Annotated in this window: 29 protein-coding genes; 19 read left to right on the top strand and 10 right to left on the bottom strand. The window is 64.9% G+C overall.

The features are described 5' to 3' along the window. Positions 1–11: 11 nt before the first annotated feature. The gene (locus ACFULT_RS02270; protein ID WP_378480491.1) at positions 12–1,214 is read right to left on the bottom strand and encodes a thiolase family protein; all 1,203 of its coding nucleotides are present in this window, start codon (positions 1,212–1,214) and stop codon (positions 12–14) included. Positions 1,215–1,324: 110 nt separating this feature from the next. Here ACFULT_RS02270 and ACFULT_RS02265 point away from each other — a divergent pair, with 110 nt between their 5' ends. The 5 genes from ACFULT_RS02265 to ACFULT_RS02245 all read left to right on the top strand — a co-directional run bounded on the left by ACFULT_RS02265 (position 1,325) and on the right by ACFULT_RS02245 (position 4,972). Next, on the top strand, positions 1,325–2,305 hold the full coding sequence (locus tag ACFULT_RS02265) for an LLM class F420-dependent oxidoreductase (RefSeq protein WP_170945193.1): 981 nt from the start codon (positions 1,325–1,327) through the stop codon (positions 2,303–2,305). A gap of 53 nt (positions 2,306–2,358) precedes the next feature. Further along, positions 2,359–2,967, top strand: a complete 609-nt coding sequence (locus tag ACFULT_RS02260; protein WP_170945210.1) for an AIM24 family protein — start codon at positions 2,359–2,361, stop codon at positions 2,965–2,967. A gap of 1 nt (position 2,968) precedes the next feature. Continuing rightward, positions 2,969–3,646 carry an AIM24 family protein gene (locus tag ACFULT_RS02255; RefSeq protein WP_378480490.1) on the top strand — a complete coding sequence of 226 codons (678 nt, stop codon included), beginning with the start codon at positions 2,969–2,971 and terminating at the stop codon, positions 3,644–3,646. A gap of 8 nt (positions 3,647–3,654) precedes the next feature. Next, complete coding sequence (locus tag ACFULT_RS02250) at positions 3,655–4,398, top strand: AIM24 family protein (protein WP_037109640.1); 744 nt, start codon at positions 3,655–3,657, stop codon at positions 4,396–4,398. Between the two features lie 202 nt (positions 4,399–4,600). Continuing rightward, positions 4,601–4,972, top strand: coding sequence for a hypothetical protein (locus ACFULT_RS02245; RefSeq protein ID WP_094720034.1), 372 nt, complete (start codon positions 4,601–4,603; stop codon positions 4,970–4,972). 15 nt (positions 4,973–4,987) lie between these two features. Here the strand turns inward: ACFULT_RS02245 and ACFULT_RS02240 are convergent, their stop codons facing one another. After that, the gene (locus ACFULT_RS02240; RefSeq protein ID WP_378480489.1) at positions 4,988–6,145 is read right to left on the bottom strand and encodes a macrolide family glycosyltransferase; all 1,158 of its coding nucleotides are present in this window, start codon (positions 6,143–6,145) and stop codon (positions 4,988–4,990) included. Between the two features lie 42 nt (positions 6,146–6,187). Continuing rightward, complete coding sequence (locus ACFULT_RS02235; RefSeq protein ID WP_037109648.1) at positions 6,188–6,499, bottom strand: helix-turn-helix transcriptional regulator; 312 nt, start codon at positions 6,497–6,499, stop codon at positions 6,188–6,190. Between the two features lie 88 nt (positions 6,500–6,587). Here ACFULT_RS02235 and ACFULT_RS02230 point away from each other — a divergent pair, with 88 nt between their 5' ends. From ACFULT_RS02230 to ACFULT_RS02190, 9 genes are all read left to right on the top strand, one after another. Next, entirely contained in the window at positions 6,588–7,853 is a 1,266-nt protein-coding gene (locus ACFULT_RS02230; RefSeq protein WP_378480488.1) for an MFS transporter, read from the top strand. After that, the gene (locus tag ACFULT_RS02225; RefSeq protein ID WP_378480487.1) at positions 7,850–8,437 is read left to right on the top strand and encodes a GNAT family N-acetyltransferase; all 588 of its coding nucleotides are present in this window, start codon (positions 7,850–7,852) and stop codon (positions 8,435–8,437) included. The genes ACFULT_RS02230 and ACFULT_RS02225 overlap by 4 nt, the downstream gene beginning before the upstream one ends. A 49-nt stretch (positions 8,438–8,486) precedes the next feature. Further along, positions 8,487–8,969 (top strand): DUF2975 domain-containing protein, encoded by a 483-nt coding sequence (locus ACFULT_RS02220; RefSeq protein ID WP_378480486.1) that lies wholly within the window; start codon positions 8,487–8,489, stop codon positions 8,967–8,969. Beyond that, positions 8,969–9,175, top strand: coding sequence for a helix-turn-helix domain-containing protein (locus ACFULT_RS02215; RefSeq protein ID WP_378480485.1), 207 nt, complete (start codon positions 8,969–8,971; stop codon positions 9,173–9,175). The genes ACFULT_RS02220 and ACFULT_RS02215 overlap by 1 nt, the downstream gene beginning before the upstream one ends. After that, entirely contained in the window at positions 9,168–9,359 is a 192-nt protein-coding gene (locus tag ACFULT_RS02210) for a hypothetical protein (RefSeq protein ID WP_378480484.1), read from the top strand. Before ACFULT_RS02215 ends, ACFULT_RS02210 begins: the two co-directional genes overlap by 8 nt. 77 nt (positions 9,360–9,436) lie before the next feature. Then, positions 9,437–11,812 (top strand): lysylphosphatidylglycerol synthase transmembrane domain-containing protein, encoded by a 2,376-nt coding sequence (locus ACFULT_RS02205; protein WP_037109656.1) that lies wholly within the window; start codon positions 9,437–9,439, stop codon positions 11,810–11,812. Between the two features lies 1 nt (position 11,813). Next, on the top strand, positions 11,814–12,917 hold the full coding sequence (locus ACFULT_RS02200) for a DNA alkylation repair protein (protein ID WP_378480483.1): 1,104 nt from the start codon (positions 11,814–11,816) through the stop codon (positions 12,915–12,917). 21 nt (positions 12,918–12,938) lie between these two features. Then, positions 12,939–14,354, top strand: coding sequence for an argininosuccinate synthase (gene argG / locus ACFULT_RS02195; RefSeq protein ID WP_037109661.1), 1,416 nt, complete (start codon positions 12,939–12,941; stop codon positions 14,352–14,354). Positions 14,355–14,510: 156 nt separating this feature from the next. Further along, positions 14,511–16,364, top strand: coding sequence for a bifunctional diguanylate cyclase/phosphodiesterase (locus ACFULT_RS02190; RefSeq protein ID WP_037109663.1), 1,854 nt, complete (start codon positions 14,511–14,513; stop codon positions 16,362–16,364). Here the strand turns inward: ACFULT_RS02190 and ACFULT_RS02185 are convergent. Together ACFULT_RS02185 and ACFULT_RS02180 are read right to left on the bottom strand one after the other, a co-directional pair. Next, positions 16,361–16,654, bottom strand: a complete 294-nt coding sequence (locus tag ACFULT_RS02185; RefSeq protein WP_037109665.1) for a putative quinol monooxygenase — start codon at positions 16,652–16,654, stop codon at positions 16,361–16,363. The genes ACFULT_RS02190 and ACFULT_RS02185 overlap by 4 nt on opposite strands. 76 nt (positions 16,655–16,730) lie before the next feature. Next, entirely contained in the window at positions 16,731–17,612 is an 882-nt protein-coding gene (locus tag ACFULT_RS02180; protein WP_037109668.1) for a spermidine synthase, read from the bottom strand. 200 nt (positions 17,613–17,812) lie between these two features. Between ACFULT_RS02180 and ACFULT_RS02175 the strand changes: the two genes are divergently transcribed. Both ACFULT_RS02175 and ACFULT_RS02170 read left to right on the top strand, forming a co-directional pair. Then, positions 17,813–18,316: a PaaI family thioesterase gene (locus ACFULT_RS02175; RefSeq protein ID WP_378480482.1), complete on the top strand. Its 504-nt coding sequence runs from the start codon at positions 17,813–17,815 to the stop codon at positions 18,314–18,316. Positions 18,317–18,332: 16 nt separating this feature from the next. After that, on the top strand, positions 18,333–18,920 hold the full coding sequence (locus ACFULT_RS02170; RefSeq protein ID WP_378480481.1) for a winged helix-turn-helix transcriptional regulator: 588 nt from the start codon (positions 18,333–18,335) through the stop codon (positions 18,918–18,920). Here ACFULT_RS02170 and ACFULT_RS02165 read toward each other — a convergent pair. The 3 genes from ACFULT_RS02165 to bla form a co-directional block, all read right to left on the bottom strand. Continuing rightward, positions 18,816–19,457 (bottom strand): LysE family translocator, encoded by a 642-nt coding sequence (locus tag ACFULT_RS02165; RefSeq protein ID WP_378480480.1) that lies wholly within the window; start codon positions 19,455–19,457, stop codon positions 18,816–18,818. The two genes, ACFULT_RS02170 and ACFULT_RS02165, sit on opposite strands and share 105 nt — an antisense overlap. Positions 19,458–19,568: 111 nt before the next feature. Continuing rightward, positions 19,569–20,519 (bottom strand): SGNH/GDSL hydrolase family protein, encoded by a 951-nt coding sequence (locus ACFULT_RS02160; RefSeq protein WP_094720042.1) that lies wholly within the window; start codon positions 20,517–20,519, stop codon positions 19,569–19,571. Between the two features lie 11 nt (positions 20,520–20,530). Next, complete coding sequence (gene bla / locus ACFULT_RS02155) at positions 20,531–21,451, bottom strand: class A beta-lactamase (RefSeq protein WP_094720043.1); 921 nt, start codon at positions 21,449–21,451, stop codon at positions 20,531–20,533. Between the two features lie 282 nt (positions 21,452–21,733). On the opposite strand from bla, the gene ACFULT_RS02150 reads away from it, so the two are divergent. From ACFULT_RS02150 to ACFULT_RS02140, 3 genes are all read left to right on the top strand, one after another. Next, positions 21,734–22,585 carry an MBL fold metallo-hydrolase gene (locus tag ACFULT_RS02150; protein WP_255122776.1) on the top strand — a complete coding sequence of 284 codons (852 nt, stop codon included), beginning with the start codon at positions 21,734–21,736 and terminating at the stop codon, positions 22,583–22,585. Positions 22,586–22,671: 86 nt separating this feature from the next. Continuing rightward, entirely contained in the window at positions 22,672–24,312 is a 1,641-nt protein-coding gene (locus ACFULT_RS02145; RefSeq protein ID WP_378480479.1) for an alpha/beta hydrolase, read from the top strand. A 28-nt stretch (positions 24,313–24,340) separates the two neighbouring features. Then, the gene (locus ACFULT_RS02140; RefSeq protein WP_170945195.1) at positions 24,341–24,508 is read left to right on the top strand and encodes a hypothetical protein; all 168 of its coding nucleotides are present in this window, start codon (positions 24,341–24,343) and stop codon (positions 24,506–24,508) included. Positions 24,509–24,549: 41 nt separating this feature from the next. Here ACFULT_RS02140 and ACFULT_RS02135 read toward each other — a convergent pair whose 3' ends face one another. Next, positions 24,550–24,765 carry a hypothetical protein gene (locus tag ACFULT_RS02135; protein WP_230595540.1) on the bottom strand — a complete coding sequence of 72 codons (216 nt, stop codon included), beginning with the start codon at positions 24,763–24,765 and terminating at the stop codon, positions 24,550–24,552. A gap of 192 nt (positions 24,766–24,957) precedes the next feature. After that, a complete protein-coding gene (locus ACFULT_RS02130) occupies positions 24,958–25,878 on the bottom strand; it encodes a transketolase family protein (RefSeq protein ID WP_378480478.1) in 921 nt (306 codons plus the stop codon).

The following is a 25,878-nucleotide window of genomic DNA, read 5'->3' as shown; positions in this document are numbered from 1 at the left end:
GAAAACCTGCTTCAGACCCGTTCCAGAATCGTCGCGTTCGCGAGCCCGCCTGCTTCGCACATCGTCTGCAGACCGAATCGGGCGTCGTTCTGCTCCATGGCGTTGACCAACGTCGTCATGATTCGTGCTCCGCTTGCCCCGAGCGGGTGGCCGATCGCGATGGCTCCACCGTTGACGTTCACCCTGGACGGGTCTGCACCGGTTTCCTTCTGCCATGCCAGGACCACCGAAGCGAAGGCCTCGTTCACCTCGAACAGATCGATGTCGGCCAGGCTCAGGCCCGCCCGCTTCAACACTTTCTCGGTCGCTGGAACGACGCCGGTGAGCATGTACAACGGATCGGATCCGACGACAGCGACGCTGTGCAGGCGCGCGAGGGGCTTCAACCCCAAGCGCGTGGCGATCTCGCTCGTCGTGATCAGCAGAGCGGCGCTGCCGTCGCTGAGCGGACTACTGTTGCCCGCGGTGACGGACCAGTCGATCTGCGGGAAGCGTTCTCCCACCGCATGATCGACGAATGCCGGCCGTAAACCGGCCATCGATTCCAACGTTCCGCCGCTACGGATGATCTCGTCGTGATCCAACTCCGCCAGGGGTGCCAGCTCTTTCGCGAACCTGCCTCCGGTGGCGGCGGCGTAGGCCTTGGCATGACTGTTCAACGCGAACTCGTCCTGAGCGGTCCGGTCCAATCCCCACTTCGCTGCGATCAGCTCGGCACTGTGCCCCTGCGCCACAAGGCCTTCGGAGTACCGTTCGGTGAATCCGACACCTCGCGGATCGGAACCCGGCCTGATGTTGGAACCCGGCCTGATGTTGGAACCCATGGGCACACGTCCCATGGATTCGACGCCCGCCGCTACGACGATGTCGTACGCACCGGACATGACACCCTGCGCGGCGAAATGCACGGCCTGCTGACTGCTCCCACATTGGCGGTCCACCGTGGTGCCGGGCACGGACTCGGGGTAACCGGCAGCCAGCAGTGCCGTCCGAGCGATGTTGAAGGCTTGTTCGTCCACCTGCGTGACCGCCCCGGTGATGACGTCGTCGATCATCGCCGGGTCGATCCCGCTTCGTTCGACGACGGCCCGGAGGCTGTGCGCCAGCAGATCGGCTGGATGCACACCGTGCAGCGCCCCGCTGGCCTTGCCTTTACCGACCGGAGTACGGACCGCCTCGACGATGACTGCGTCGCGGCCGAATGTGTGTGACATGGCAAGACCCCTTCGACTGACTTTAGTTTACCGTAGCTAGCCTGACTATAGCTTTACATAGTCAACTCGTCCAGGTGGCATACGTCACCGACGGGAGTAGCGTTCAGTACGTGACTATTCGTCTCGGTTACCAGATGCCCAATTTCAGCTACGAAGGTTCCGTCAAGGAACTGTTCCCCACGGTCATCGCGCAGGCGCGCGAGGCAGAAGCCGCGGGATTCGACACCGCGTTCGTCATGGACCACTTCTACCAACTCCCCGGAATCGGCAAGCCGGACGAGCCGATGCTCGAGGCGTACTCCGCCCTCTCGGGGCTGGCCACTGCCACGGAGACCATCCAGCTGTCGGCCCTCGTCACCGGCAACACCTACCGGAACCCGGCAATACTCGCCAAGACCGTCACCACGCTCGACGTCGTCAGCGGCGGACGCGCGATCCTCGGCATCGGTGCGGGCTGGTTCGAACTGGAGCACACCAGCTTCGGACTCGAGTTCGGCACGTTCACGGACCGTTTCGAGCGTCTCGACGAAGCTCTGCAGATCATCGAGCCCATGCTTCGCGGTCAGCGACCGACGTTCGACGGCCTCTGGTACCAGGTCGAGAACGCGATCAACGAGCCTCGCATCCGCGACGATCTGCCCATCATGCTCGGCGGCGGCGGCGAGAAGAAGACGTTCGGTCTCGCGGCGCAGTTCGCGGATCACCTCAACATCATCTGCAACGCAAGCGAATTGCCCCGCAAGGTCGCAGCCGTCGAAGCGCGCTGCGAAGAGGTGGACCGCGATCCCAAGGATCTCGAAACCAGCTTCCTCGCCTTCGTCATCATCGACGAGGACGGCGACAAGGCAGTGAAGCTGAGGAACGACTACCTGCTCTCCACCGGTGTCGACGTATCCAACCTGTCCGACGACGATGCCGCGGCCGCCACCGATCGCATCTTCTGCGGCACTCCCGACGACATCGCCGGGCAGATCCAGAAGCGCGTTCTCGACCGAGGTATCGACGGAATCATCATCAATCTGGTCACCAATGGACACGAGCCCGGCGTCGTCGAACTTGCAGGTAAAACCCTGAAGCCGCTCGTCGGGTAAAGCTGGCACGGGGGAACTGCGCGTGGCATAGTTCCCCCGTGGCTCAGCTGACTTTGAACGGGCACCGAGTGCTCGTCGCGAATCTGAACGGTGACTCGCTGCGCGCGATCACCGGATCGATGGTCGCGTACGAGGGCGACGTCGCCTTCAAGAACGCCGGAATGGGCGGTGGTGGAGGTCTGCGCGCTGCGCTCAAGCAGAAGGTGACGGGCGAATCCCTCTCTCTGATGGAGGTTTCCGGTAAAGGCACCGTCTACTTCGCCGTCGACGCCCAGGACGTCACCATCGTCGACATCGCCGGTGACTCCATGCACGTCGAAGCGTCGCAGCTACTGGCTCTCACCGGCCAGCTGAAGACCGAGGTCAAGTTCTCCGGCCTCCGCGGAGCGTCGTCGGGCCAAGGACTGTTCACGACGGTGGTCAGCGGAACCGGCCAGGTCGCACTGCTGTCGGCGGGCGGGCCGCTCATCGCGCTGGCCGTCGACCCGCAGTACCCGCTCGTCGTCGATCCCGACGCGTTCGTCGCCCACCGCGGGCAGCTGAACCAGAGCTTCGTGACGGACGTGACCTGGCGATCCGCCATCGGAGGCGGCAGCGGCGAAGCCTTCTCGCTGCGTTTCGACGGTCACGGCGTCGTCTATATCCAGCCCGAGGAGCGCTGACATGCCGCTGGAACTCGTCAACAGCAAAGTCGTCAAGTCGACCCTCGCACCGGGCCAGAACGTGTTGGCGCGCAAGGGTTCCATGCTCTACTACACCGGCGACGTCCATTTCATCCCGCACTCGATGGGTGGATCGGCGGGTGCCATGCCGTCCATGGGTGGCGTGGCGGGTATGGCGGGGAGGATGATGTCCGGCGAGCACGTCGCGATGATGGCGGCCGAAGGCCAGGGTGAGGTCTTCTACGGCCACGCGGGCCTGTACGTCGAAGTGATCCACCTCGACGGGTCGTCGATGCTGACCGTCGAAGCGGACCGCCTGCTGGTGCACGACGGTTACCTCCAGAGCTCGATCGTCGCGCTCACCTCTCAGGGCGGTGTGCGCGGAGCTGTGCGAGGCGCGATGACCGGCCAGGGTTTGTTCACCACGCAGCTGACCGGGCAGGGCAGCGTTGCCGTTCTGTCTCACGGCGGGGCCATTCCACTGCAGGTCGGGCCGGAGCACCCCCAGGTGGTGGTCGATCCCCAGGCGTACGTCTGTCACATCGGCAACATCACCGTCGACATCTCCGCCAACGTCGGATGGCGTGACGCAGTCGGTAAAGGCAGCGGCGAGGCCGTCCAGTTGAAGATGACGGGCTTCGGCACCGTCTGGGTCCAGGCCTCCGAGCAGAAATTCTAGGAGCTGACATGAGCCTCGAGATCCACAACCCCCACACGCTCCCGGTCAACGACAACGTCCCCGGCAACGACTATGCCTTCTGCGTCGAACTCGCCGGCCAGCCCTGGTTCACGTCGAAGGGCGCGATGATCGCCTACTACGGCAACGTGCGCTTCGAACCACTCGGCCAGACGTCGATGCCTGCCATCGTCGCCGCGCGATTCTCCTCGCCGCTGTACTCGAACGACTGGGTGCTCGCACAGGGTCAGGGCAAGCTGATCCTCGGCGACCGCGGCTTCAACATCAACTCCTACGACCTCGACAACGGCAATCTGACCATCCGAGCGTCGAACCTTCTGGCGTTCGAACCGACGCTCGATCTGAAGCAGTCCATCGTTCCCGGATTTCTGACTCTCCTCGGAACGGGCAAGTTCCTGGCGTCGTCGAACGGGCAGGTCATGTTCGCCGAACCTCCACTACGTATCGACCCGGAAGCGCTCGTCGGATGGGCCGACTGCCCGTCGCCATCGCATCACTTCGACGCAGGCTGGATGCAGAACTTTCTGGGCGCAGCGCGCGGATTCCTCGGCGCGAACAGTGGTGAAGAACGCCAGTTCGACTTCACCGGCGCAGGCACCGTCCTGATCCAGTCCAGCGAAAAAGTCCTCGACGACGGCCACCTACTGCGCCACATCGAGTCGCAGACCGTCACCCTCGGTCAGAACAGTCTCCGGGCCCTGCACAACACGATCGGTGCACGGCTTCAGCAGTAGTTCGGGGCCCCCTCGAGTGACCGAACGACTCATTCGGTCACCTGCACCCACCGAACGCGCACCTTCCAGTACACGCGCGGGTTGCAACCCGCGCACCCGCTGCAACCCGCGCACCCAGCCCCCGAGTGACCGAATGACTCATTCGGTCACCAACCCCCCCAGCCACGTGCGCGCCGCCCGGCAGTGAGCGCACACTGGAGACATGACCAACAACGGACCGTTCAACATCGACCCCGAAGACTTCGATCGCTTCGCCAAGGAAGCGAGCGACGGACTGCGAGACGTCGTCGGCCAGGTCGGCAAGATCATCGGCCAATCCGGTGCGATCGGGCCATGGGGTGCGTTCTTCGGTGAGGCCGCAGCGCCGACGAGGAAGCCCACTCCGGAGCCCGAGACCACCGGCGACAAAGGCGACGGCGTCTGGACCATCTACACCGTCTCCGACGACGGTGCTGCCATCGACCAGGTGTTCGCCACCGAACTCGACGCTCTGCGAGCACACAAGGACAACACCGACCCGACGAGAAAGGTGCGTTTCCTGCCCTACGGCATGAGCGTCAGCGCCCTCGACTAGACGCGAGCAGTAGAGTCACCTCGCTGCGCTCACCACCGCATCGGCCGCCTTGTCGATCCCACCGCATCCGCGGACATCGGCACCGATGTCGGCGAGGCGTCGGCGCATGTCCGCGGAATCTGCGACCTTCCCGACGGCGTCGCGCAGCGATTGCACCGTCACCTCGTCGTTCTGGAGCTGGACGCCGACGCCGAGTTCCTCGAGCAGTGACGCGTTACCGAACTGATCGACTGCCTGCGGGATGGCGACCGTGGGAACTTCGAACCACAGTGCCTCGGTGCAGCCGCCCATTCCTGCGTGAGTGACGAACACGGACGCGGCACGCAGGACCGCGAGCTGCGGAACGCGCGCATGGATCTCGATGTTCGACGGCACGTCCCCTAATTCCGTTACGTCGACACGGTTTCCGATGGAGATCACCACATGCCAGTCCGTTCCGCCGAACGCCTCGATGCAGGTGCGGTAGAACTCCGGCCGCTCGTTGAACCCCGTACCGAACGAGACGTAGAGGACGCGCGCATTCGGGGCAGTCCAGCCTGTCTCGGCAAGACGCCCGGCATCGAGACACGGGCCGACGAACCGCACCCGGTCCGGCACACGGTCCGCATTGGGCTGCATCGCACGCGGAATCAGCGACAGAACGTGTTCGGGATGGGAGATCCAATCCCAGGCGTCGACGTGAATATCGTTGTCGGTGAGCCATGTCGAGTACGCGGCGTGGTACTTCTGCCCCGTCTCGGATGCTCGTAGTGGACCGAGCATCTCGGACAGATCGTCCTCGTATCCGTCCCATGCGACCATCGCGGGCGAGAGTTGGACGGCCTTGACGTCGTACCGACGACCCAACACCGGTGCCGCCAGACCGCCGATGTCGTACAGGAACAGATCCGGGCGGTCCCCGTCGTAGAACGCCGTCAATCCGGCGAAGGATTCCAGCGCCTCGTCCAGGAACACGTGCATCGCCGACGCCGGGTCGTCCGGCCAGTCGTCCTCACCCTGAGGGAGGACGGAGGTGAACGAAACCACCTCCACTCCAAGGGGTTCGACCAGTCCGGCCAGTTGTTCCCCGACGGCGTACGTGACCCGATGCCCGCGGCGCACCAACTCTGCGATCAGGCCGAGAGAGGGGTAGATGTGGCTCGGCGCCGTCGTGCCGATCATCGCGATGTGCATGTCGACGACGCTAACGCGTGGCGCCGCGCGGTGCTACCAAATTTACGGCGACTCGTTGGCGATGAGGTCCAGCAGGCCGGGGAAACGCTCGTTCAGTTCCGGCCTGCGCAGCGTGACCTTTCGGCTGTTGCCCCGATCGACCTGGAACACCAACCCGGATTCGCGCAGAACCCGAAAATGGTGCGTCAGAGTCGATTTTGTGACGCCCAACTCGAACGACATACACGTTCGCTCGGCACCGTCGTCGTCGCCGACCAGCTCGGTGATCACCTTCCTCCGCAATGGATCTGCCAACGCGGACATGACTTTGCCCAGTTCCATCTCCGACACCTCGGGGTGCCCGTTCGCGTCCATGGTCCCACTCCCCTGAATAGGTACGGCTTGCGTCGTACCTTTGTTTCTGCTTCTCTGGTACGGCAATCATCGTACCTAGGGGGAGCCGATGCAATCCAAGAACACTCTCGTCGTCGTTCTCGCGGCGCAATTCGTCGTACCCATGTCGATCGCGGGAACGGCCATCGCACTACCGGACATCGCGCGCGACCTCGGCGACGCCCCCGGTCCACTGCAGTGGGTCGTCAACGGGTTCAACCTCGCTTTCGCGCTGTTCACGGTCGTGTGGGGCGCAGTGTCGGACCGCATCGGGCACCACATCTCGTTTCGGCTCGGTGTCGCACTGACCGGCCTGGCCGGCATCGTGAGCGCCGCCGTTCCCTCGTTGGAGATCCTCGACGCCGCCCGGGTTCTCGCCGGAATCGGCGCCGCGGCCGTGCTCGTCGGATCGACATCGATCCTGTCGCATCTCTACACCGGCGCCGACCGCGCAACGGCTTTCGCCGCGTTCGGCACAGTCAACGGCCTCGGACTTGCGCTCGGCCCCACGATCTCCGGCTTCCTCGTCGGCGGAATCGGCTGGCGGGGAGTCTTTCTCGTGCAGGCAGCGGTGCTGATCGTCGCGCTGGCGGGGACAGTCGTACTGCCACGCGTCCGACCCGAACGCGTGGGCTCGGCCCCGATTCTCGACGTCGGCCTCCTGCGCAACCGCACCTTCCTCGGCCTGTGCCTGGTGCCCGTCGCGGGCGCGATCGGATTCGTCACCCTCCTGACCTACCTGCCGAATGCACTCAGCGGCATCACATCGATGGATCCGACGTCCGCGGGACTGTTCATGCTGACGATGACCGTCCCCGTTCTGCTTGCACCTGCCGTCGTGGCCAAGCTGATCACGACAGGGTCGGTTACGCCGAAGACGGTCATCAGCGTCAGCCTCGCCGCTCTCGTTCTGGGCGATCTCGGGATGCTCGCGCTGCGGCCCGACGCTTCCCTGTGGTGGATCGTGGTGCCGATGGTGGCCGTCGGCCTGGGGTTCGGTCTGCCCATCGGTTCGGTCGACGGAGAAGCTCTCGCGGCGGTTCCCCCGGGGCAGACCGGCACGGCTGCGGGCGTCCTCAACCTGTTCCGCATCGGAGGCGAGGCTCTGCTCGTCGCCGGATACGCGTGGACGCTGACCGCGTTCGTCAAGGCCTCGATGCCCGACAACCCCGTCGCCGACGCCACCGCGGCCGGGATTCCCGGCCATCCGCACGAGTACGCGGCGGCATTCCATGATGTCGTGGTCGTCCTTGCGCTGCTGGTCGCGGTGACAGCCGCTGCGGTAGTGCTGCTCACCCGCTCGCAGAAGCGCGCTGACGTATCGTCGGCCGCGTGACTTTCCTGCAGCCGGTGACGTTGACCAACGACGTCGTGACGCTCGAACCACTGAGCCACGACCACCTCGAAGGACTCTCCGACGCCGTTCGCGACGGTGAACTCTGGAATCTCTGGTACACCTCGGTGCCCAGGCCGGAGAACATGGCCGCCGAGATCGACCGGCGGCTCGGCCTGCTCGACGCCCAGTCGATGCTGCCGTTCACGGTGCGCCGTAACGACACGGGGCAGATCATCGGCATGACGACGTACATGAATGCCGACGCCGCGAACCGTCGACTGGAGATCGGGTCCACCTGGAACGCTGCCTCCGCTCATCGCACCGGAACCAACACCGCGAGCAAGCTGCTGCTGCTCACTCATGCGTTCGAGGAAATGCACTGCATCGCAGTCGAATTCCGTACCCACTGGATGAATCTGCAATCACGCACCGCCATCGCACGGCTCGGCGCCAAGCAGGACGGCGTCCTGCGCAACCACCAACGCATGCCCGACGGCTCCCTGCGCGACACCGTCGTGTTCTCCATCGTCGAGTCCGAATGGCCGGCTGTTCGTAACGAGCTGATGCGTCGACTCGCCTACTGACAACTCCCTACCTATTGACAATCGATAGATAGTCACCGATATTCGATGGATGACAATTCGGTATCGGCTGACGTTCGCAGCGCTCCGCGTGTTTCTGGCAGTTCTTTTCGCGGTCCTCGTTCTGTTCCAAGTGATGTCGTTGCCCGGGCAGTTCGCCCACATGGCGCAAGAATCACCCGACATCGCCTACCTGCGGTGGCCGTTGACGATCGTGTCCATCTTCTTGGTGGTGTGTATTCAAGCCGTGGTGATTTCCACCTGGAAACTCCTCAGCATGGTCCAAGGAAACAGGATTTTCAGCCGAGCGTCCCTCGTCTGGGTCGACGTGATCATGTGGGCGATCGTCGCAGCCTGGACCGTGCTGGTGGGGGTGTTCCTGTATGTCGGGTTCCGCGCGACCGATCCCGGCCTGCCGCTGCTGCTCTTCCTGATGGTGGTGATCATCGCGGTCGCTGCACTGTTGATGGTGGTCATGCGCGCGTTGTTACGACAGGCCACCGACCTGCGCATCGACATGGACGCGGTGATCTGATGCCGATCATCGTCCGTATCGACGTGCAGTTGGCCAAACGAAAGATGAGTGTCGGTGAGTTCGCAGAAAAAATTGGCCTCACCCCCGCGAATGTCGCGGTGCTCAAGAACGGCCGGGCGAAGGCCGTTCGATTCACGACGTTGGACGCCATGTGCCGAGCGCTCGAATGTCAGCCCGGCGATCTGCTGGAGTGGGTCGATGAGTGAATCGCGCAGCGCTCGACGTGCATCGACAACGGCAGTAGTTGTCGCGATGATTCTTCTCGCCGCACTCGGCGGTGCCTGCATCGTCCTGGGCGGGGCCGACGACTCTCCCGGGTTGCAGGGCATCGGCGTCGTCGCGGTAATCGCGGCCCTCGTGGTGTCCGTGCGCTCGACCCGCCGCGCCTGAACTACCGGTGCTCTTGCGTGGCCAACCGTGACGACACCTCGTCCGGAGGACGTCGGCGTCACGGTAAGTTGGCGCACGTGCGAGTCGACGGGCGGGACATTCCGGTCACCGGGAGTCTGTTGCAACCGCTCGTCCGACGGACCAGCGACATTCTGCGTGTAGTGCTGTCCATGGTGCTGCTCGCGACGGTCGTTGCAGGCTCGCTCATCACCCGCAATCAGTGGGACGCGCTCGAGATTTCGGTGTCGAACATCCTGGGTGTACTGAGCCCCGATCAGTCCAACCTGGTCTACCTTCTCTACGGCGTCGCGATTCTGGCGCTGCCGTTCGGCATTCTCATCGGGTTGATCGCGGGACGGAAATGGAAGCTGCTCGCGGGGTATGCGGCGGCGGGACTCATCGCGGTCCTGTCCCTGTCCATCACCGGAACCGGTATCTCGACCCCGGACTGGCACCTCGACGTGCCGGACCGTCTCGACACCTTCCTGTCTCAGTTTCTCGACGACTCCCGTTGGATCGCGATGCTTGCTGCCGTCCTCACGGTCTCCGGCCCGTGGCTACCCGCGCGGTGGCGTCGGGTGTGGTGGTTCCTGCTGCTTGCCTTCGTGCCGATCCACCTGTTCGTCAGTACCGTCGTGCCGGCTCGGTCGATGCTCGGCCTGTCCGTCGGGTGGTTGGTCGGCGCACTGATCGTTCTCGTCGTCGGCACACCCGCGCTCGAGGTTCCGCTCGACGCCGCCGTCCGGCTCCTCGCCAAACGCGGTCACACGGTCATCTCGTTGGAAGTACTGAAGCCTGCGGGGCCAGGCCCATTGGTTCTCTCCGCGGCGGCCGAAGGACCGGAGCCCGAGATCTTCGTCGAGATGTACGGGCAGAATCAACGCAGTGGGGGAGCTCTCCGGCAGGTGTGGCGATGGCTGTCGTTCCGTAACAGCGAGAGCGCGCCACTGCACGCGTCGATGCGCCGAGCCGTCGAACACCGAGCACTGATGGGCATCGCCATCGGTGACCTCGGCGTCGCCAGCAGCAGGCCTCTCGCCGTGTCGGCACTCGACCGAGGCTGGGCCCTGTACGCCCACAGCGCACCCCGTGGCGTCCCCGTCGACGAAACCTCACCCGACGAGTTGGCGTCGAGCATCTGGAACGGACTCCAGACGCTGCACGAGGTTCAGATCTCTCACGGCGATCTGCGCAGCGCCGAGCTCCGCAACGACGACGGCAAGGCCCTGTTCGGCGGGTTCTCCAACGCCGAGCTGGGCGCGTCGGACGCGCAGATGCAGTCCGACGTCGCGCAACTTCTGATCTCGACATCCGCGCTCTTCGGCGAGGAGCGGGCAGTCCGGATCGCCGTCGACACTCTCGGTGAGGACATCGTCGTCACCGCAGCCGGACGGTTGACCAAGACCGCGATCCCGACGCGCGTGCTCGAGTCCGTCCCCGACGGCAAGGGCATCATGAAGTCGGTACGCGACGAAGTCGTGAAGCAGACCGGCACGGAGAAGATCGCCACCGAGCAGGTCACTCGCTTCACCAGGAACCAGATCATCCAACTGGTCCTACTGATCGGTCTCGTGTACGTCGCCTACCCGTTCATCAGCGCCGTCCCTACCTTCGTCACTGAGTTGCAGACCGCCAACTGGTGGTGGGCTCTGCTGGGACTCGCAGTGTCGGCGCTGACGTACGTCGGTGCAGCCGCGGCACTGTGGGCGTGCGCATCCGGACTCGTCAGCTTTCGGAACCTCACGATCATGCAGGTGGCCAACACCTTCGCCGCGACGACGACACCTGCCGGGGTCGGCGGCCTCGCGCTGAGCGTCCGCTTTCTGCAGAAGGGCGGCCTCGGCGCGGTACGTGCGACCGCCGCTGTGGCACTGCAGCAATCGGTCCAGGTGATCACGCACGTCTCGTTGCTCGTCTTCTTCTCCGTCGCCGCCGGCACATCGGCCGACCTGGCGCACTTCGTACCGGACCCGACGGTGCTGTACCTGATCGCGGGCGTCGTCCTCGGCATCCTCGGCACCGTCCTGTTCGTCCCGACGCTTCGGCGCTGGCTGCGCAATGCCGTGCGCCCGCAGCTGAAAGAGGTGTTCGGCGAACTCGGAGATCTGGCCAAGGACCCCACACGATTCGCGATCATCATCCTTGGCTGTGCGGCAACCACTCTGGGCGCCGCACTGGCCTTGTGGGCGAGCGTCGAAGCGTTCGGCGGCGGCACCACCTTCGTCACCGTCACCGTCGTGACGATGATCGGCGGAACCCTCGCATCGGCAGCGCCCACACCCGGTGGCGTCGGCGCCGTCGAGGCCGCCCTGATCGGCGGGCTCGCAGCGTTCGGACTCCCCGCGAGCGTCGCTGTCCCGTCGGTGCTGCTCTATCGCGTGCTCACGTGTTGGCTGCCGGTCTTCTGTGGGTGGCCGACTCTGCGCTGGCTCACGAAGAAGGACATGGTGTGACATGCCCACTGCCGACGAGCTTCTCGGCGCCGGAGTCGTTACCGATCTGGTCCGGCACCTCGGCGGGCGAATGCCCACGACACTGGCCACCACCAGGGAATTCGACGGACTGAGCCTGAGCGACCGTACCCGCGTCGTCCGCGACGCCCTCCTCGAGGAACTGCCGGCGGCCTACGCGCCGTTCGAGACGAAGATCCGCACTGCGCTGAAGAAGAGCACCTTCACCGGATGGATGATCTGGCCCGTCACCGAGGCCGTCGCCGTCAGGGCCACCACTTCCGGTCCGGAAAAAGAAGCACCGGAGACGGCAGACATTGCGACGTTCGATTCCGGCTTGGCCCTCCTCGCCGACCTCACCCCGCGTCTGACGTCCGAGTTCGCCATCAGGACCTTCATGGACGCGAATCTGGACCGCACGCTCCAGACCGCCCAGACGTGGACCTCACACGAGGACGAGCATGTCCGCCGGCTCGCCACCGAGGGCACCCGTCCGTTCCTGCCGTGGGCAAGGCGGGTCACAGCACTCACCGCGCGACCCGACGCGACCGTCCCGATTCTGGACGCGCTGTACCGCGACGAGTCCGAGTACGTGCGCCGATCGGTAGCCAACCACCTCAACGATCTGAGCCGCACGGCCCCGGCGCTCGTCGTCACGACCGCACGCCGCTGGACCGAGGCGCCGGACGACAACACCCCGCGACTCGTACGACACGCGCTGCGCACCCTGGTCAAGAAGGGCAATCCCGACGCCTTGGCGCTGCTCGGTTTCGCGCGGCCCGACGGCGTCACGGTGCATGGTCTGACGGTGACCCCGAAGGACGTCGTCAGCGGCGGTGAGATGACGTTCTCCTTCGAGCTCGCGTCGACGTCGGAGCTGGCGGTCGCCGTCGACTACGTCCTTCATCACGTCCGAGCAAACGGCACGCGCAGTCCCAAGGTCTTCAAATTGACCACGCGGACGCTCGCACCTGGTTCGCCCGCAGTTCTCACGCGGTCACATTCGTTCCGGCCCATCAGCACTCGCCGGTACTACCCGGGTGAGCACGTGCTCGAGATTCAGGTGAACGGTTCGACTCTCGCTCGTACCGTTTTCAACCTGGGCTGATCGAGCAGATACCATGCTCGCGTGACGAAGGTACTGCATGAACTTCCCGTCGGTGAGCGCATCGGCATCGCATTCTCCGGCGGCCTGGACACGTCCGTCGCCGTGGCGTGGATGCGTGAACACGGCGCTGTCCCGTACGCGTACACCGCCGATATCGGCCAGTACGACGAACCGGATCTGTCCGACGTTCCCGCACGCGGCCGCGCCTACGGTGCCGAGCAGGCTCGCCTCGTCGACTGCCGCGAACCGCTCGTGGAAGAGGGTCTGGCCGCGCTGACGTGCGGCGCCTTCCACATTCGCTCGTCAGGGCAGACCTACTTCAACACCACACCTCTCGGCCGCGCCGTCACCGGCACACTGCTGGTTCGCGCGATGCAGGAAGACGGCGTCTCCATCTGGGGCGACGGTTCCACCTACAAGGGCAACGACATCGAGCGGTTCTACCGCTACGGTCTGCTCGCCAACCCGGAACTGCGGATCTACAAGCCGTGGCTGGACAAGGCGTTCGTGACCGAGCTCGGCGGCCGTCAGGAAATGTCGGTCTGGCTCACCGAACACAACCTGCCCTACCGTGACTCCGCGGAGAAGGCGTACTCCACCGACGCCAACATCTGGGGCGCGACGCACGAGGCGAAGAGTCTCGAATACCTCGACACGTCGCTCGAAATCGTCAACCCCATCATGGGTGTCCGCTTCTGGGACCCCGAGGTCGCCATCGACACCGAGGACGTCACCGTCGAGTTCGAGCGTGGCCGTCCCGTCGCGATCAACGGCAAGCGCTTCGACAGCGCCGTCGACCTGGTGATGGAAGCGAACACCATCGGCGGACGTCACGGGCTCGGCATGTCCGATCAGATCGAGAACCGCATCATCGAAGCCAAGAGCCGTGGCATCTACGAGGCACCGGGCATGGCGCTGCTGCACATCACCTACGAGCGCCTGATCAACGCGGTCCACAACGAGGACACCGTCGCGTCGTACCACAACGAGGGCCGTCGACTCGGTCGGTTGCTGTACGAGGGCCGCTGGTTCGACCCACAGGCCCTGATGCTGCGCGAAGGCCTGCAGCGGTGGGTCGGCAACGTCGTCAGCGGAAGCGTCACCGTACGTCTGCGTCGCGGCCAGGACTTCACGATCCTCGACACCCAGGGGTCGAACTTCAGCTACCACCCCGAGAAGCTGTCGATGGAGCGCGCGAAGGACCAGGCGTTCTTCCCCGGTGATCGCATCGGACAGCTGACCATGCGCAACCTCGACATCGCGGATTCACGCAGCAAGCTCGAGCAGTACGCAGCGCAGCACCAGGTCACGGCATTCGAGGATCTCGTCGGCCAGGTCCCGGCGGGTGGCGCAGCAGCCATTTCCGCCGGCGGAAACTCCGATCAGATCAATTCGGAGGCTCTGGACCACGCAGCCATCGAGTCCGGTACCGACTAGCATCCGACTGCCCCGAAACCCCGTCCCATAACCTCCTCGCTGGTACGGTTCGACCAGGTCGGTTCGGCGGGGCGGGGGCCCTCGAACGTACGGAGTACGCCTGCTTCACTCGACGCAGGCTCGGTATGCGTCGAGTGAACGAGAGGTCCCCAGGCTGTGGAGGGTGTCGCCGAGTCGAGTTCCGGATCGCAGACCGCTCGGTCGCACGCCCGGGTCCCGATTCGGTACGGCCTCAACACCTACGAAGCGGACGTACCGGTCGCCGAGGCTCCCGAGGGTGAATCCTGGGGTCGAAGACTCATCGGTCTCCTCACCGCATGCTTCGGCCTCGCCGGGCTGTTGATGATTCCGTCGGGGCAGTTCGACACCGTGCAGTCGGTGATGGTGGCACTCGCGTCGGCGTCGACGGTTCCTGTTGCGCTTGCCTGGTTCCTCGGCAGGTGGCCCAGCCGAAAGACAGCCAACGCGTACGTTCTGTGGGCGGACACCGGAATCGTCTTCGTACTTCTCTCGCACGAATCCCCGTTCGTCGCCATGCCCGGGTGCGTCATGTTCTCCATCGTCGCGCTGTTCGGCATCGTCGGCACATCGCCCCGAGTGCTCACCGCGCACCTGACTTTCGCCACGGTCGTTCTGCTGTTTCTCGCCGTGATGGCCGTCCGACACGGAGCAGAACCGTGGTCGGTCGCCTCACGCGCGGTCACGATCGGATCCCTGTTCATCACACCGTTCGCTCTGCGTCCGTACATCCGCTTCCTGCGTCAGCGCGCTCAGGTCGGTCTACGCGACTCGTTGACCGGGCTGTGGAACCGCCGCGGACTGTTCGACATGGTCGACCAACTGAACTACGCCCGTGCAGGCACCAAGGTCGAGTCTCGGGCGATCGGCGTCGTGGTCGTCGACATCGACCGGTTCAAGGCCATCAACGACCGCTACGGGCATCCCACCGGCGACGCCGTCCTCGTGGAGGTCGCGGACCGGTTGCAGCAGGCGGCGTCGGCCGGAAGGGGAGCCGGCAGAAACGACCCATCCACGGACTCGGTGGTGTCGCGACTCGGAGGAGACGAGTTCGTGTGCGTGCACATCGGCACTCGGACCGAGGTCGACGACGCCGAGCAGCGGGTGCGCTCCGCATTGGAACAATCGTTCAGCGGCCCGCCCTTCACGACCAGCGTCGGGTCCGCCGGAGACACGATCATTCGAGGCGACGCCACCGGCACTCTCGTACGTAAATTGATCGCGCTGGCGGACATCGAGCTGTATCGGAACAAGCAGGACAACTTCGACGGCGATCCACGCCGGTCGCACGACCCGCTGCTCGTGCGTGATCGCGTCGAAAATCTCATCGCCGACGGCGGCCCGACTGTCGTGTTCCAGCCGATCTGCGACACCGTCACCACGGCCGTCGTGGGATACGAAGCGCTCTCGCGCTTTCCGTTCGGCCACGGCTCACCGCTGATGTGGTTCAAGGACGCCACGGCGGCCGGTGTCGGACCACAGCTCGAACTCGCGGCGATCGACGGTGCGTTGAATACGATGCACGTGCTGCCGGAATCGGCATTTCTCTCCCTCAACGCGTCCGCCTCCACCATCCGCTCGACGGATCTACTGGCGCGATTACGCCCTCACATCCACTCTCGGGTGCTCTACCTCGAGATCACAGAACACGAACGGGTCGAGGACTACCGGGCCATCGCCCGATCGGTCGAAGGACTACGTGCGGCGGGCGTTCGGATTTCGATAGACGATGTCGGCGCAGGATTTTCCGGCCTCAGGCAAGTCGTCGAACTCAAACCGGACACACTGAAGATCGACTACACCCTGGTCCACGGGATCGACTCCGACCCGACGCGACGAGCCGCAGCAGCAGCTTTGGCGTCGTTCGCGCACGAGGTCGGAGCAACCCTGATCATGGAGGGCGTCGAGACCGAAGAAGAACTGCGCGTCGCCGTCGAACTGGACGTCGACATGGTGCAAGGTTTCTACACCGGCCGTCCGGTAACCAGCTAGATGTCCGACACCGTGTACTTGGTCAGCCCTGGCGCGGCGGCCAGCAGCGCGCCCAACTCGGTGGTCTTGCCCGGTCCAGCCCTGAACTCACGGTACTTCGCGTCTGCCTCCGCCGATTCCCAACGCTCGTAAGCGATCCAGTGGGTCTCGTCGTCGGAGTCGACGAGCACGTCCACTCCGAGGCACCCGTCGAACGCCCGAGTCTCGGCCAGCACCCGGCCGAGAACCCGCTTGCCCTCGTCGAGCGCTTCGGGCTTCAGTTTCACGTCGAGCAGGGCAACCAAGGTCATGGTGAATCTCCTCTTGTTTCTTCGGGTGTTCGCCGGTGCAGTTGTCGGGATGAATACTGGTACCGACTGTTCCAGCCTATGCCTCGTCGTCCGACAGCGGTTTGGCATCGCGGCAGAACGCCCGCACGCGCTCGTCCGTCCAGACCTGAGCGGGGACTCCGCCGCCGAGTAACTCCCGGGCGAGCCCGGGATCATCGCCGAGCGGGATGTCGCTGCCCGCGATCACGACGTTGCCGTAACGACGGCCCTTGAGCATCGCAGGATCGGCGATGATCGAGGTGTGGGGAAAAATCTCGCCGATGGTCGCGGCCTCGCGCTTGGCCATCGTCAAGTCCCGGGTGTCGCCACAGTTGACCACGTACAGTCCGCCGGGGGACAGAACCCGTCGGACATGCTCGGTGAACTGCCGGGTGGTCAGTGGCCGGGGAGTCACCGCACCGGCGAACACATCTCGTACGACGAGATCACGGCTGTTCTCGGACAAGGTTTCGGTGACGGCCCGGGCCTCGCCCACCCGGATGCGGAGTAACGGCGCACGAGGTAGATCGAACCAGTCGCGTACCAACTCCGCGAGCTTGCCGTCCAACTCGACGACCACTTGCCGCGCATCGGGATACACCGACGAGAAGTACCGGGCGAGGGTGCACGCGCCACCGCCGAGATGGAGGGCACGCAGCTTGCCGTTCGAGGAGCGCGAAAGAGACGGGCTGGAAAAACCGTGATGCTCGACGAGAGACGCGATCCACCTCATGTACTCGAAATCGAGCCTCTGAGGATCCAGGGCGTCGATGTGCGAGCTGGGTACACCGTTCACTTCCAGCGTCCACCCGTCGGCGGACAGGGAATCGCGCACGAGTGTCGCTGTCCCGGTGTCGATTCGGTACTCCCCAGCCTCGGCGGTGCCCATGCGCGCCACCGACGGTCGACGCGCCTTCGGGTTACGCGACTTCGAACTCATGGTCCTGTCCTCATGATTGCGGCCTCGTGATTGCGGAATGGGAGTGTCCGTCGATCAGCCTAATCATCCGTTGCCGACCAGCTGGTCGGCCCCTCGCCGGTTCGATCCACCTTCGTGCGATTCGGGGTCACATTGCGCGTGAAGGAGCGGAGGCGCATACTGACTTGCATCATGCAAGTTACTAGCTGCGAGGGGTAGCCATGCTCACCGAGGAACACCAGCGTTCGCAGACTTTCTCCTGGGTCAGCCCCCGCGAGGTGCTGCGTCAGGCATCGAAGCTGAGCGGATCGGAAGTCATGCAGGCGGTGGCGTCCGGTGAACTGCCACCACCGCCGATTGCTGTCCTCATGCAGTTCGCTCCCGTCGAGGTGAGCGACGGCAAGGTCGTCTTCGAGTGCACACCGTCCGAGGCGCACTACAACCCCATCGGTACCGTGCACGGCGGGTTGGCCTGCACCTTTCTGGACACACTCGTGGGCTGCGCCGCGCACACGACGCTCCCCGCAGGCGTCGGCTACACCTCGATCGATCTGAACGTCAGCTACCTCAGGAACATTCTCGACACCTCCGGTCCGCTGATCGGGACGGGAACGGTCACCAAGCGGGGCTCCCGCGTGATCTTCGCCGAAGGTTCGATCGTGGACAAGGACGGTAAGCTCGTCGCTACCGGCACGAGCTCACTGCTGGTCATCCCTCCGAGGTAAGGCCGAGGCACAACCTATGCAGCGCAACGCTTTCGACACGATGGGGTGTCCTATCGCGTCCGCGCTCGAACAGGTCGGCGAGTGGTGGACGCTCCTGATTCTGCGCGACGCCCTCGACGGCTTCACCCGGTTCGACGAGTTCGAGCACAACCTCGGCATCGCACCGAACATGTTGACCCGCAGGCTGAAATCGCTCGTCGAATCCGGGTTGCTCGAGCGTCGTCGGTACAGTGATCGGCCACCGCGATTCGAGTACGTCGCCACCGAGCGCAGCCGTGAACTCAGCTCGGTCATCGTCGCGTTGTACGCGTGGGGCAACGAACACATCGAACACGAGGACCGAGAGGTCGTTCTCGTCGACGCCGACGGAGAAACCATCGACCCGGTCTTCGTCGATCGACGCACCGGACGCACTCTTGCCGAGAGCAAAGCTCACTTCGTCGCCGGGCCCGCCGCGTCGGACATGATGCGCGAACGTCAGGATCCGGACAAGCGACGCTCACGCAGGAGCCGGGCGGCTTCCGTCGGTCGCGAGCCGAACAGCCAACAGGCCCAACACCGTTCCCATGACGTAGCGCTGCACCCTCATCCAGGTCGGACGTAGCGACAGGAACCGGGCGATGGATCCGGCACCGACAACGATCAGCGCATTGACGGTCACCGCGACGGCAATCTGCACCCCGCCCAGGGTGACGCCCTGCAGGAACACCGAACCCGCTGCGGGATCGACGAACTGTGGAATGACCGAGATGTACATGACGGCCATCTTGGGGTTGAGCAGGTTGGTGAACAGCCCCATCGTGAACAGTCTTCGGTTCGAATCCCGGTGCACGCCTTCGACTTCGAACACCTTCGTCGCACCTCGCACCGCCGAGACAGCCAACCACAGCAGGTAACACGCACCGGCGATCTTGATCGCGAGGTACAGCGTCGGGACCGCCGCGAACACGGCAGCGAGGCCGAGATTGGTGGCGATCACGTACACCACCAACCCCAGCGCGACGCCGCCCAAGGACACCAGTCCAGCACTGCGCCCCTGAGAGATGCTGCGCGACAACAGATACACCATGTTGGGGCCGGGAGTCAGCACCATCGCCAGAGCGACGGCGAAGACACCCAGCACAGCTGCCGTGGACACCATGCCTTCAACAGTGTCACCGACGGACGCCGATGTATCGGTCCAGTTCTACGATCCTGGCCCGCTCACTCTTCGGACAGCTGATTCGGTGCACCCCCCGTCGGGCGCACTCAGCTAGAGATCGATCGAATCCGCGACGACCCGGGCGAATGCCGCCATTCCCGCGGCAGTCGGATGCAGTGGCGCTGCGGGATTCGCCGGAACGACACCTTCGAGGTACCTCTCCGCAGGTGCGGCACATGCATCGTGTCCGACGCTGACCGGACGAACGTCGACGAACCGAGCACCGTGCTCGGTTGCCTGCTGGGCCAGTGCGTCGTTCATCCGGTCGACGCTCGCCTGCAGATAATCCGCATCGCGGGCCCACACCGCCTGCGTTCCGTAACACCCACCGGGACGAACGTACGTTCCGTATCCGACGACGACCACCTGCGCGTTCGGCGCCCTCTCGCCGATCGCGTCGAACACCTCACCCCATCGAGGAGCGGCCGCGGCGACGGCGTCGGCAAGCACATCGGTGCCTCCGGCGGTCAGCGCATCTGCGCACGACGTGCCGTCCGGCTCGGGGGAGAAGTTGACACACCCTCGGGCCTGCCCGACGAGATCGACGTCGTTTCCGCCGATGGTGACGGTCACCAGATCCGTCTCGGGAGACAATGCCTCGATCTGCAGCGGGATCGGCCCACTGTTGGTCTGTTGCTGATCGGTGACGATGTTCTCCGACCGCGCCCCGGAGCAGGAGACGTCCGTGAACGACGCCGCACCGACGAGACCGGCGAGGACATGCGGATAGTTGGAGTCGGACTGCAGGCACCCGGGTGTCCCCGTCGATCGTGGAATCAACGGCCCCGATGCTGCCGAATCGCCCAGTGCCACGTAGTCGATATCCGTGCCTTCGGAGACCGTCGGCCGAGGCGCTTGGAGCCCAGAAGACTCGGGAGCGGCGGGAGATTCGGGAGCGTTGGGGGATTCGGTGGAGCAGGCGGCCAGCATGCTCACCGCGCCCAGGACGAGTGCAGCAGTGAACCCGGTGGATACAGGAATCCCCGGTGCTGCGCGCCGCATAGTGGACGACGTTACTCCCGCGCGACGATTTCCCGGACGGCGTCCGCGACCAACTCGTTCATGGCCGCGGCGTCGGGATCGTCGCTCGCCGTTCTCGACAGCACGACCGCGAGAATCCGCCGCCCGTCGGCTGCGAGGAGAAGACCGGCGTCGTTGGAGACTCCGTAGGACCCGGTGCCTGTCTTGTCCGCCGTCGTCCAGCCGGCTGGAACTCCGGCTCGGAATCGGGTGTCCGACGTCTGCGTGCCCGCCATCCAGTCCAGGAGCGTGGCCCTCGACGAGTTCGACAGCGGCCCGCCGGTGAGCAGGGACCGATATCCCGCGGCGAGGCCGGCCGGGGTCGTGGTGTCACGGTCGTCGCCGGGCAGGGCGGTGTTCAGGTCGGGTTCGATGCGGTCCAGACGGAACTGCCCGTCACCGAGGGAACGCGCGAACGCCGTCAGCTCGCCGGTCCCGCCGACCGCGTCGATCAACAAGTTGCCTGCGGTGTTGTCGCTGCGGGTCAGTGCGGCCGCGCACAGCTGTTCCAGCGTCACCGCCTGGCCGGCCTCCCAGTCGATCGCCGATCCCGGCACCTTGTCCTCGGCTTCGACGACGCGTGTCTCGGTCAGCGACAACGTGCCGGCGTCTGCGGCGGCGAGTACGGCGCCGGCCGCATAGACCTTGAAGGTCGAGCAGAATGCGAATCGCTCGTCCGCCCGATACGTCGTGGTCACCTCCGAATCCAGGTCGACGGCGAACACTCCCAGCCGCGCGTCGAATCGCTGCTCGAGCGCTGCGAACTGCTCCTCGAGGCCGGCCGGCTGTTGCTCGGAGGAGTTCGGCTGCCCAGATCCCGCGGAGTCGGGGGAGGGGTCCGCGCCACAGGAGACCGCGAGAGCCGCCGAGCCTGCGATGACGAGGAACTGCCTGCGTGATCGGGTGTGCGCCATGCATCCCAGGAGAACACGGATGCCGATTCACAGGAAGCTCCCAGTGCCGAAAGGCCTGTGTACCTGGTCGGGCCTGCATTCGGCCGGTACCCTCGACCGGGTTCACCTGGAATACATACGAAAGACGAGACACCTATGATCACGAACTTCATCAACCTGATCCTCGGCGGCATCGGCACCGCGTCCGCCGGAAGCAGCGGCTTCGAGTTGCAGCCGGGCGTTCTCCCCTTCGGTCTCTGACAGCCCGCTCTCCTCTGACAGGGCTTTCTCCAGTTGTCCGTCATGAATAATCGGCTTCCGATCTGCGTGACCTGCGGAGTCCAGTACGACCGTGACTCCGCAGGCCGCGACGATCGGCCCGCCGCATGCATCATCTGCGAGGACGAGCGCCAGTACATCGGCTACGACGGCCAGCGGTGGACATCGCTCGCGAAACTTCGGGAGCAGGGCCACAGCGTCGAGATCCGTGAGGAAATTCCGGGTCTGTGGGGACTCGCGACCTCCCCCGCACTCGCCATCGGACAGCGTGCACTCCTCGTCCCCGGCCACGGCGGGACCGTAATGTGGGATTCGGTGACCTACATCGACGACGCCGCCGTCGCCCGAGTCGCCGAGTTGGGCGGCATCTCCGCGATCGCGCTATCGCATCCGCACTACTACAGCTCGATGGTCGAATGGTCCCGAGCCTTCGACGACGCCCCGATCTACGTTCACGAACGTGACGCCCGTTGGCTGACGCGGACCGACAACGTCGTCCTGTGGTCCGGTGAGCGCACGGAAATCCTGCCCGGCCGCACCCTCCTCCGTGCAGGCGTCCACTTCGACGGCGGAACGGTCATGCACTGGGCCGACGGTGTCGACGGGCGCGGAGCGCTCTGCGCAGGCGACATCTTCACCGTGGTTGCCGACCGCCGGTGGGTCGGCTTCATGTACAGCTATCCCAACTTGATCCCCGAGCACCCGGACACCATCCTGCGCGCTGTGAAGATGGTCGCTCCCTACAGCTTCGAATCCCTGTACGGCGCATGGTGGGACCGGATCATCACCGACGATGCCCACGCGGCGGTCGTGCGCTCCGCACGCCGGTACTTCGAACACATCGGCGCACGCGAACACATATTGGCGCTGGAGTAACCGGGCGCGGCAGACCCCGGTGCGGTCCAGAAATGCCCTGACTGACAAACAGCACCGTTCCGCGCCTACGGATCTACTATGTGACGATGCACTCGCTGCGGCTGTTCAGCTCGCGACTCGAACCGGCCGCACTGTTCCTCGGCGTCGTGTTCTTCGCCTTCTCGATGACCCCGTCCCTGCTGCCGCGCGCCTGGTATCTACAGGGCGTGGCGTCGGGCATCAGCATCGCCACGGGATACGGCGTCGGCTGCGCCGTGGTGTGGCTGGTGCATCGGTGCGGGATTCGTCCTCGATGGTCCGACGCGACGAAACGGTACGGCTGGTGGGCCCTCGTCGTGTTCACCGCGATCGTCGTCCCACTTTTTCTGGTACTCGGATCATGGTGGCAGCAGATCGTGCGACGGCTCGTCGAGGTCGACGACGAAGGCCCGGGCCGAATCCTGTACATCGCAGTACTTCTCGTCGCGGTAGTCGTTGCCGTTCTCCTGCTTCTCGCCGCCCGCGGACTCCGTTGGTGCGCACGTCGGTTGGCTGTTCTGTGCACGCGGTTCGTACCGATCCCCGCGGCGAAGGCAATCGGAATCGCCGTCGTCACGATCCTGACGCTGTTCGTCGTCAACGGGGCGGTGAACAACGTTCTCATCGCGACCATTGCCAGCTCGTCGAAACTGGCCGACGAAGGTAGCCACCCCGGCGTCGAGCAGCCTGCCGCGATGGAGAAATCGGGATCACCGGACTCGTACGAAGACTGGGACTCCCTCGGAATGGAGGGGAGGCGCTTCGTCGCCTCCGGCCCGACTGCCGAGCAGATCGAATCGTTCACCGGCGCAGATGCTCTCACGCCGATCCGGGCGTATGTCGGGGCTGCGGAGGCCGATTCGATCGACGAGGCCGCCGACCGCGTCGTCGCGGAACTGGAACGTACCGATGCGTTCGACCGGGCCGTCGTCGCCGTGGCCACCACCACCGGACGCGGTTGGGTCAACGAAGCCGTCGCCGGATCGTTCGAGTACATGAACGGCGGGGACACGGCGATCGCGTCGATGCAGTACTCGTTCCTGCCCAGCCCCATAGCGTTTCTCGCAGATCGTGATTCACCGCGTGAAGCAGGACGCGCACTGTTCGACAAGGTGTACGACGCCATCCTCGAGCGTCCCGAGGGCACGCGGCCCGAACTGGTGGCATTCGGAGAGAGCCTGGGCGCGTACGGCGGGCAGGACGCCTTCGGTGGCGCACGGGACATGGTGGCGCGCACCGACGGTGCTCTGTGGGTCGGCAACCCCAACTTCACCAAGCAGTGGGCGGAGACGACGGCGAACCGCGACGCGGGTTCACGCGAGATCCTCCCGGTGATATCGGACGGCCGCTACGTCCGGTTCGCGGGCAGACCGAGCGACCTCGACATCGGCACTCCTTGGGCCGAACCTCGTGTGGTGTACTGGCAGCACGCGTCGGATCCCATCACGTGGTGGTCGCCGGATCTGCTTCTGCATCAACCGGACTGGCTGCGCGAGCCCCGAGGAGTCGACGTCGACCCCGGCGTTCGATGGTTCCCGTTCGTCACCTTCTGGCAGACGACGTTCGACATGGTGTTCTCCACCGACGTTCCGCAGGGATACGGCCACAATTACGGCGAGGACGCCGTCGACCTGTGGGCCGAGATCCTTCAGCCCGAGGGCTGGACCTCGCAGGACACCGAGCGTCTTCGCGAGATCATCGCGGGTTGAGATCCCGCGCTCGGGGTAACCCGGCCGCATGAGTGAAACGAACAAGCACCCCGATCCCGCCACGACCGATACCGATACGTCGCCGGCTGGCGCCGACGACGACGTTCAGTCCGACCCCGCTGCAGGCGAGGAGTCCGGGGATTGGTCCGGTGAAGGCGGCGCGACCCACGACGGCCCCGCCACCGACACCGAATGATCCCTGTGTGTCACCGAATGATCCCTGTGTGTCGATGACCCTCAGGTTCCGGTCAGCCGATGCTCGGCAGGCCTGAGCAGGTGCACGTCACTGTCGGTCACGACCTTTTCGACGACGCATCGACCGGAGAGCCAATCTCCGGCGATGTCGAATTCCACGCGCAGATCCCCGAGCCAGTCGATGTCGACCACCACCCCGACGGTTCCAGCCGGTACCCCGCTGCACCATGCACGCTTGCCCAGATTGCGTGCGGCCACCACTACGTCACCTCGCCGGTGCGAGTGCTGTCCTCTCCTCATGTATCCCCCCAATTTCGATCCCTGCGGTCCGTGACTCCTGCGGTTCCGGCCTCGAGTCAACCTCACCCCAGCGGGGTCTTCAAGTCGTAGCCAGTCGGCTGAGCTGCGGTTTCACCGTCGATCGACTCGGTTGGGACGGTCCAAACCGACTCAGAATCCAAAGAAGGCTTCGAGCGACGCCCGAATACCCGTGACGTCGAGTCCGTGCGCGCGCTCGTGCTCGGCCGGCGTTCCGTATTTGCGGAGTTCCCGCTCGCCGACGCCGATACCGAGTTGCCGGTGCGGTACGTCCCCCAACGCCAGCGCAACCTCGCGAGCCGAGGTACCAGCGAGGTACGGCTCGACGATCGCGACGCTGTTTCCGGCGAGGTGAGTGCGGAGCCCTTCTCTGTCGAACGGCCTGACGCGTTCGGTGTAGAGAACGGTCACATCTCGATCACGCACGGCGGCAAGTACGTTGTCGGCCGTCGGCCCCACGGTAACGACCGTGCCGCGACGCCCTCGCTGCAGAACCGTCAGACCGGGATGCTCAGCGTACGGCCGCGCATTGGATGTGCCGTCCAATCGGATGTAGACCCGTTCGTCGCCGTCCATCGCCGAGCGCAACGCGCTCTCGGCTTCGTCGGCGTTTCCGGGTACGTGCACTCGCCAGCCGTCCAGGGTGTCGAGCAGCGCCACGTCACGGTGCCCGAAGTGAGTCTCGCCGCCGGCAGCCATCGAATACGAGCCCCCTGCACTGACGAGCACCGCCCCGATGCCTTGATGACCGAGGTCGAGCTTCACCTGTTCGAACGGCCGTTCCACCAGGAACGGTGGGAACGTGTGCACGATCGGGCGCATACCCGCCAGCGCTGCCCCTCCCGCGAACGAGATCATCAGCTGTTCTCGTATTCCCACGTTGACGACACGATTTCGCACTGCATCGGTGACGTGGGGTGCGATGTATCCCGCCCCGATCTCGGCCAGCACGAGCAGGCGTCTGTCGTCCGCAGCCAGCAGGTCCGGGATCGTCCGGTAGAAACGCTCACGCTGGTCGGTGATCGTGTTCGTCCTCGCCGTTGTGTCCAGCAT

The organism is Rhodococcus sp. NPDC057297 (genome assembly GCF_042667435.1).
GTDB lineage: Bacteria > Actinomycetota > Actinomycetes > Mycobacteriales > Mycobacteriaceae > Rhodococcoides.
Note: the sequence above shows the minus strand (reverse complement) of the source record. Positions and strands in the feature narration are given on the sequence as shown.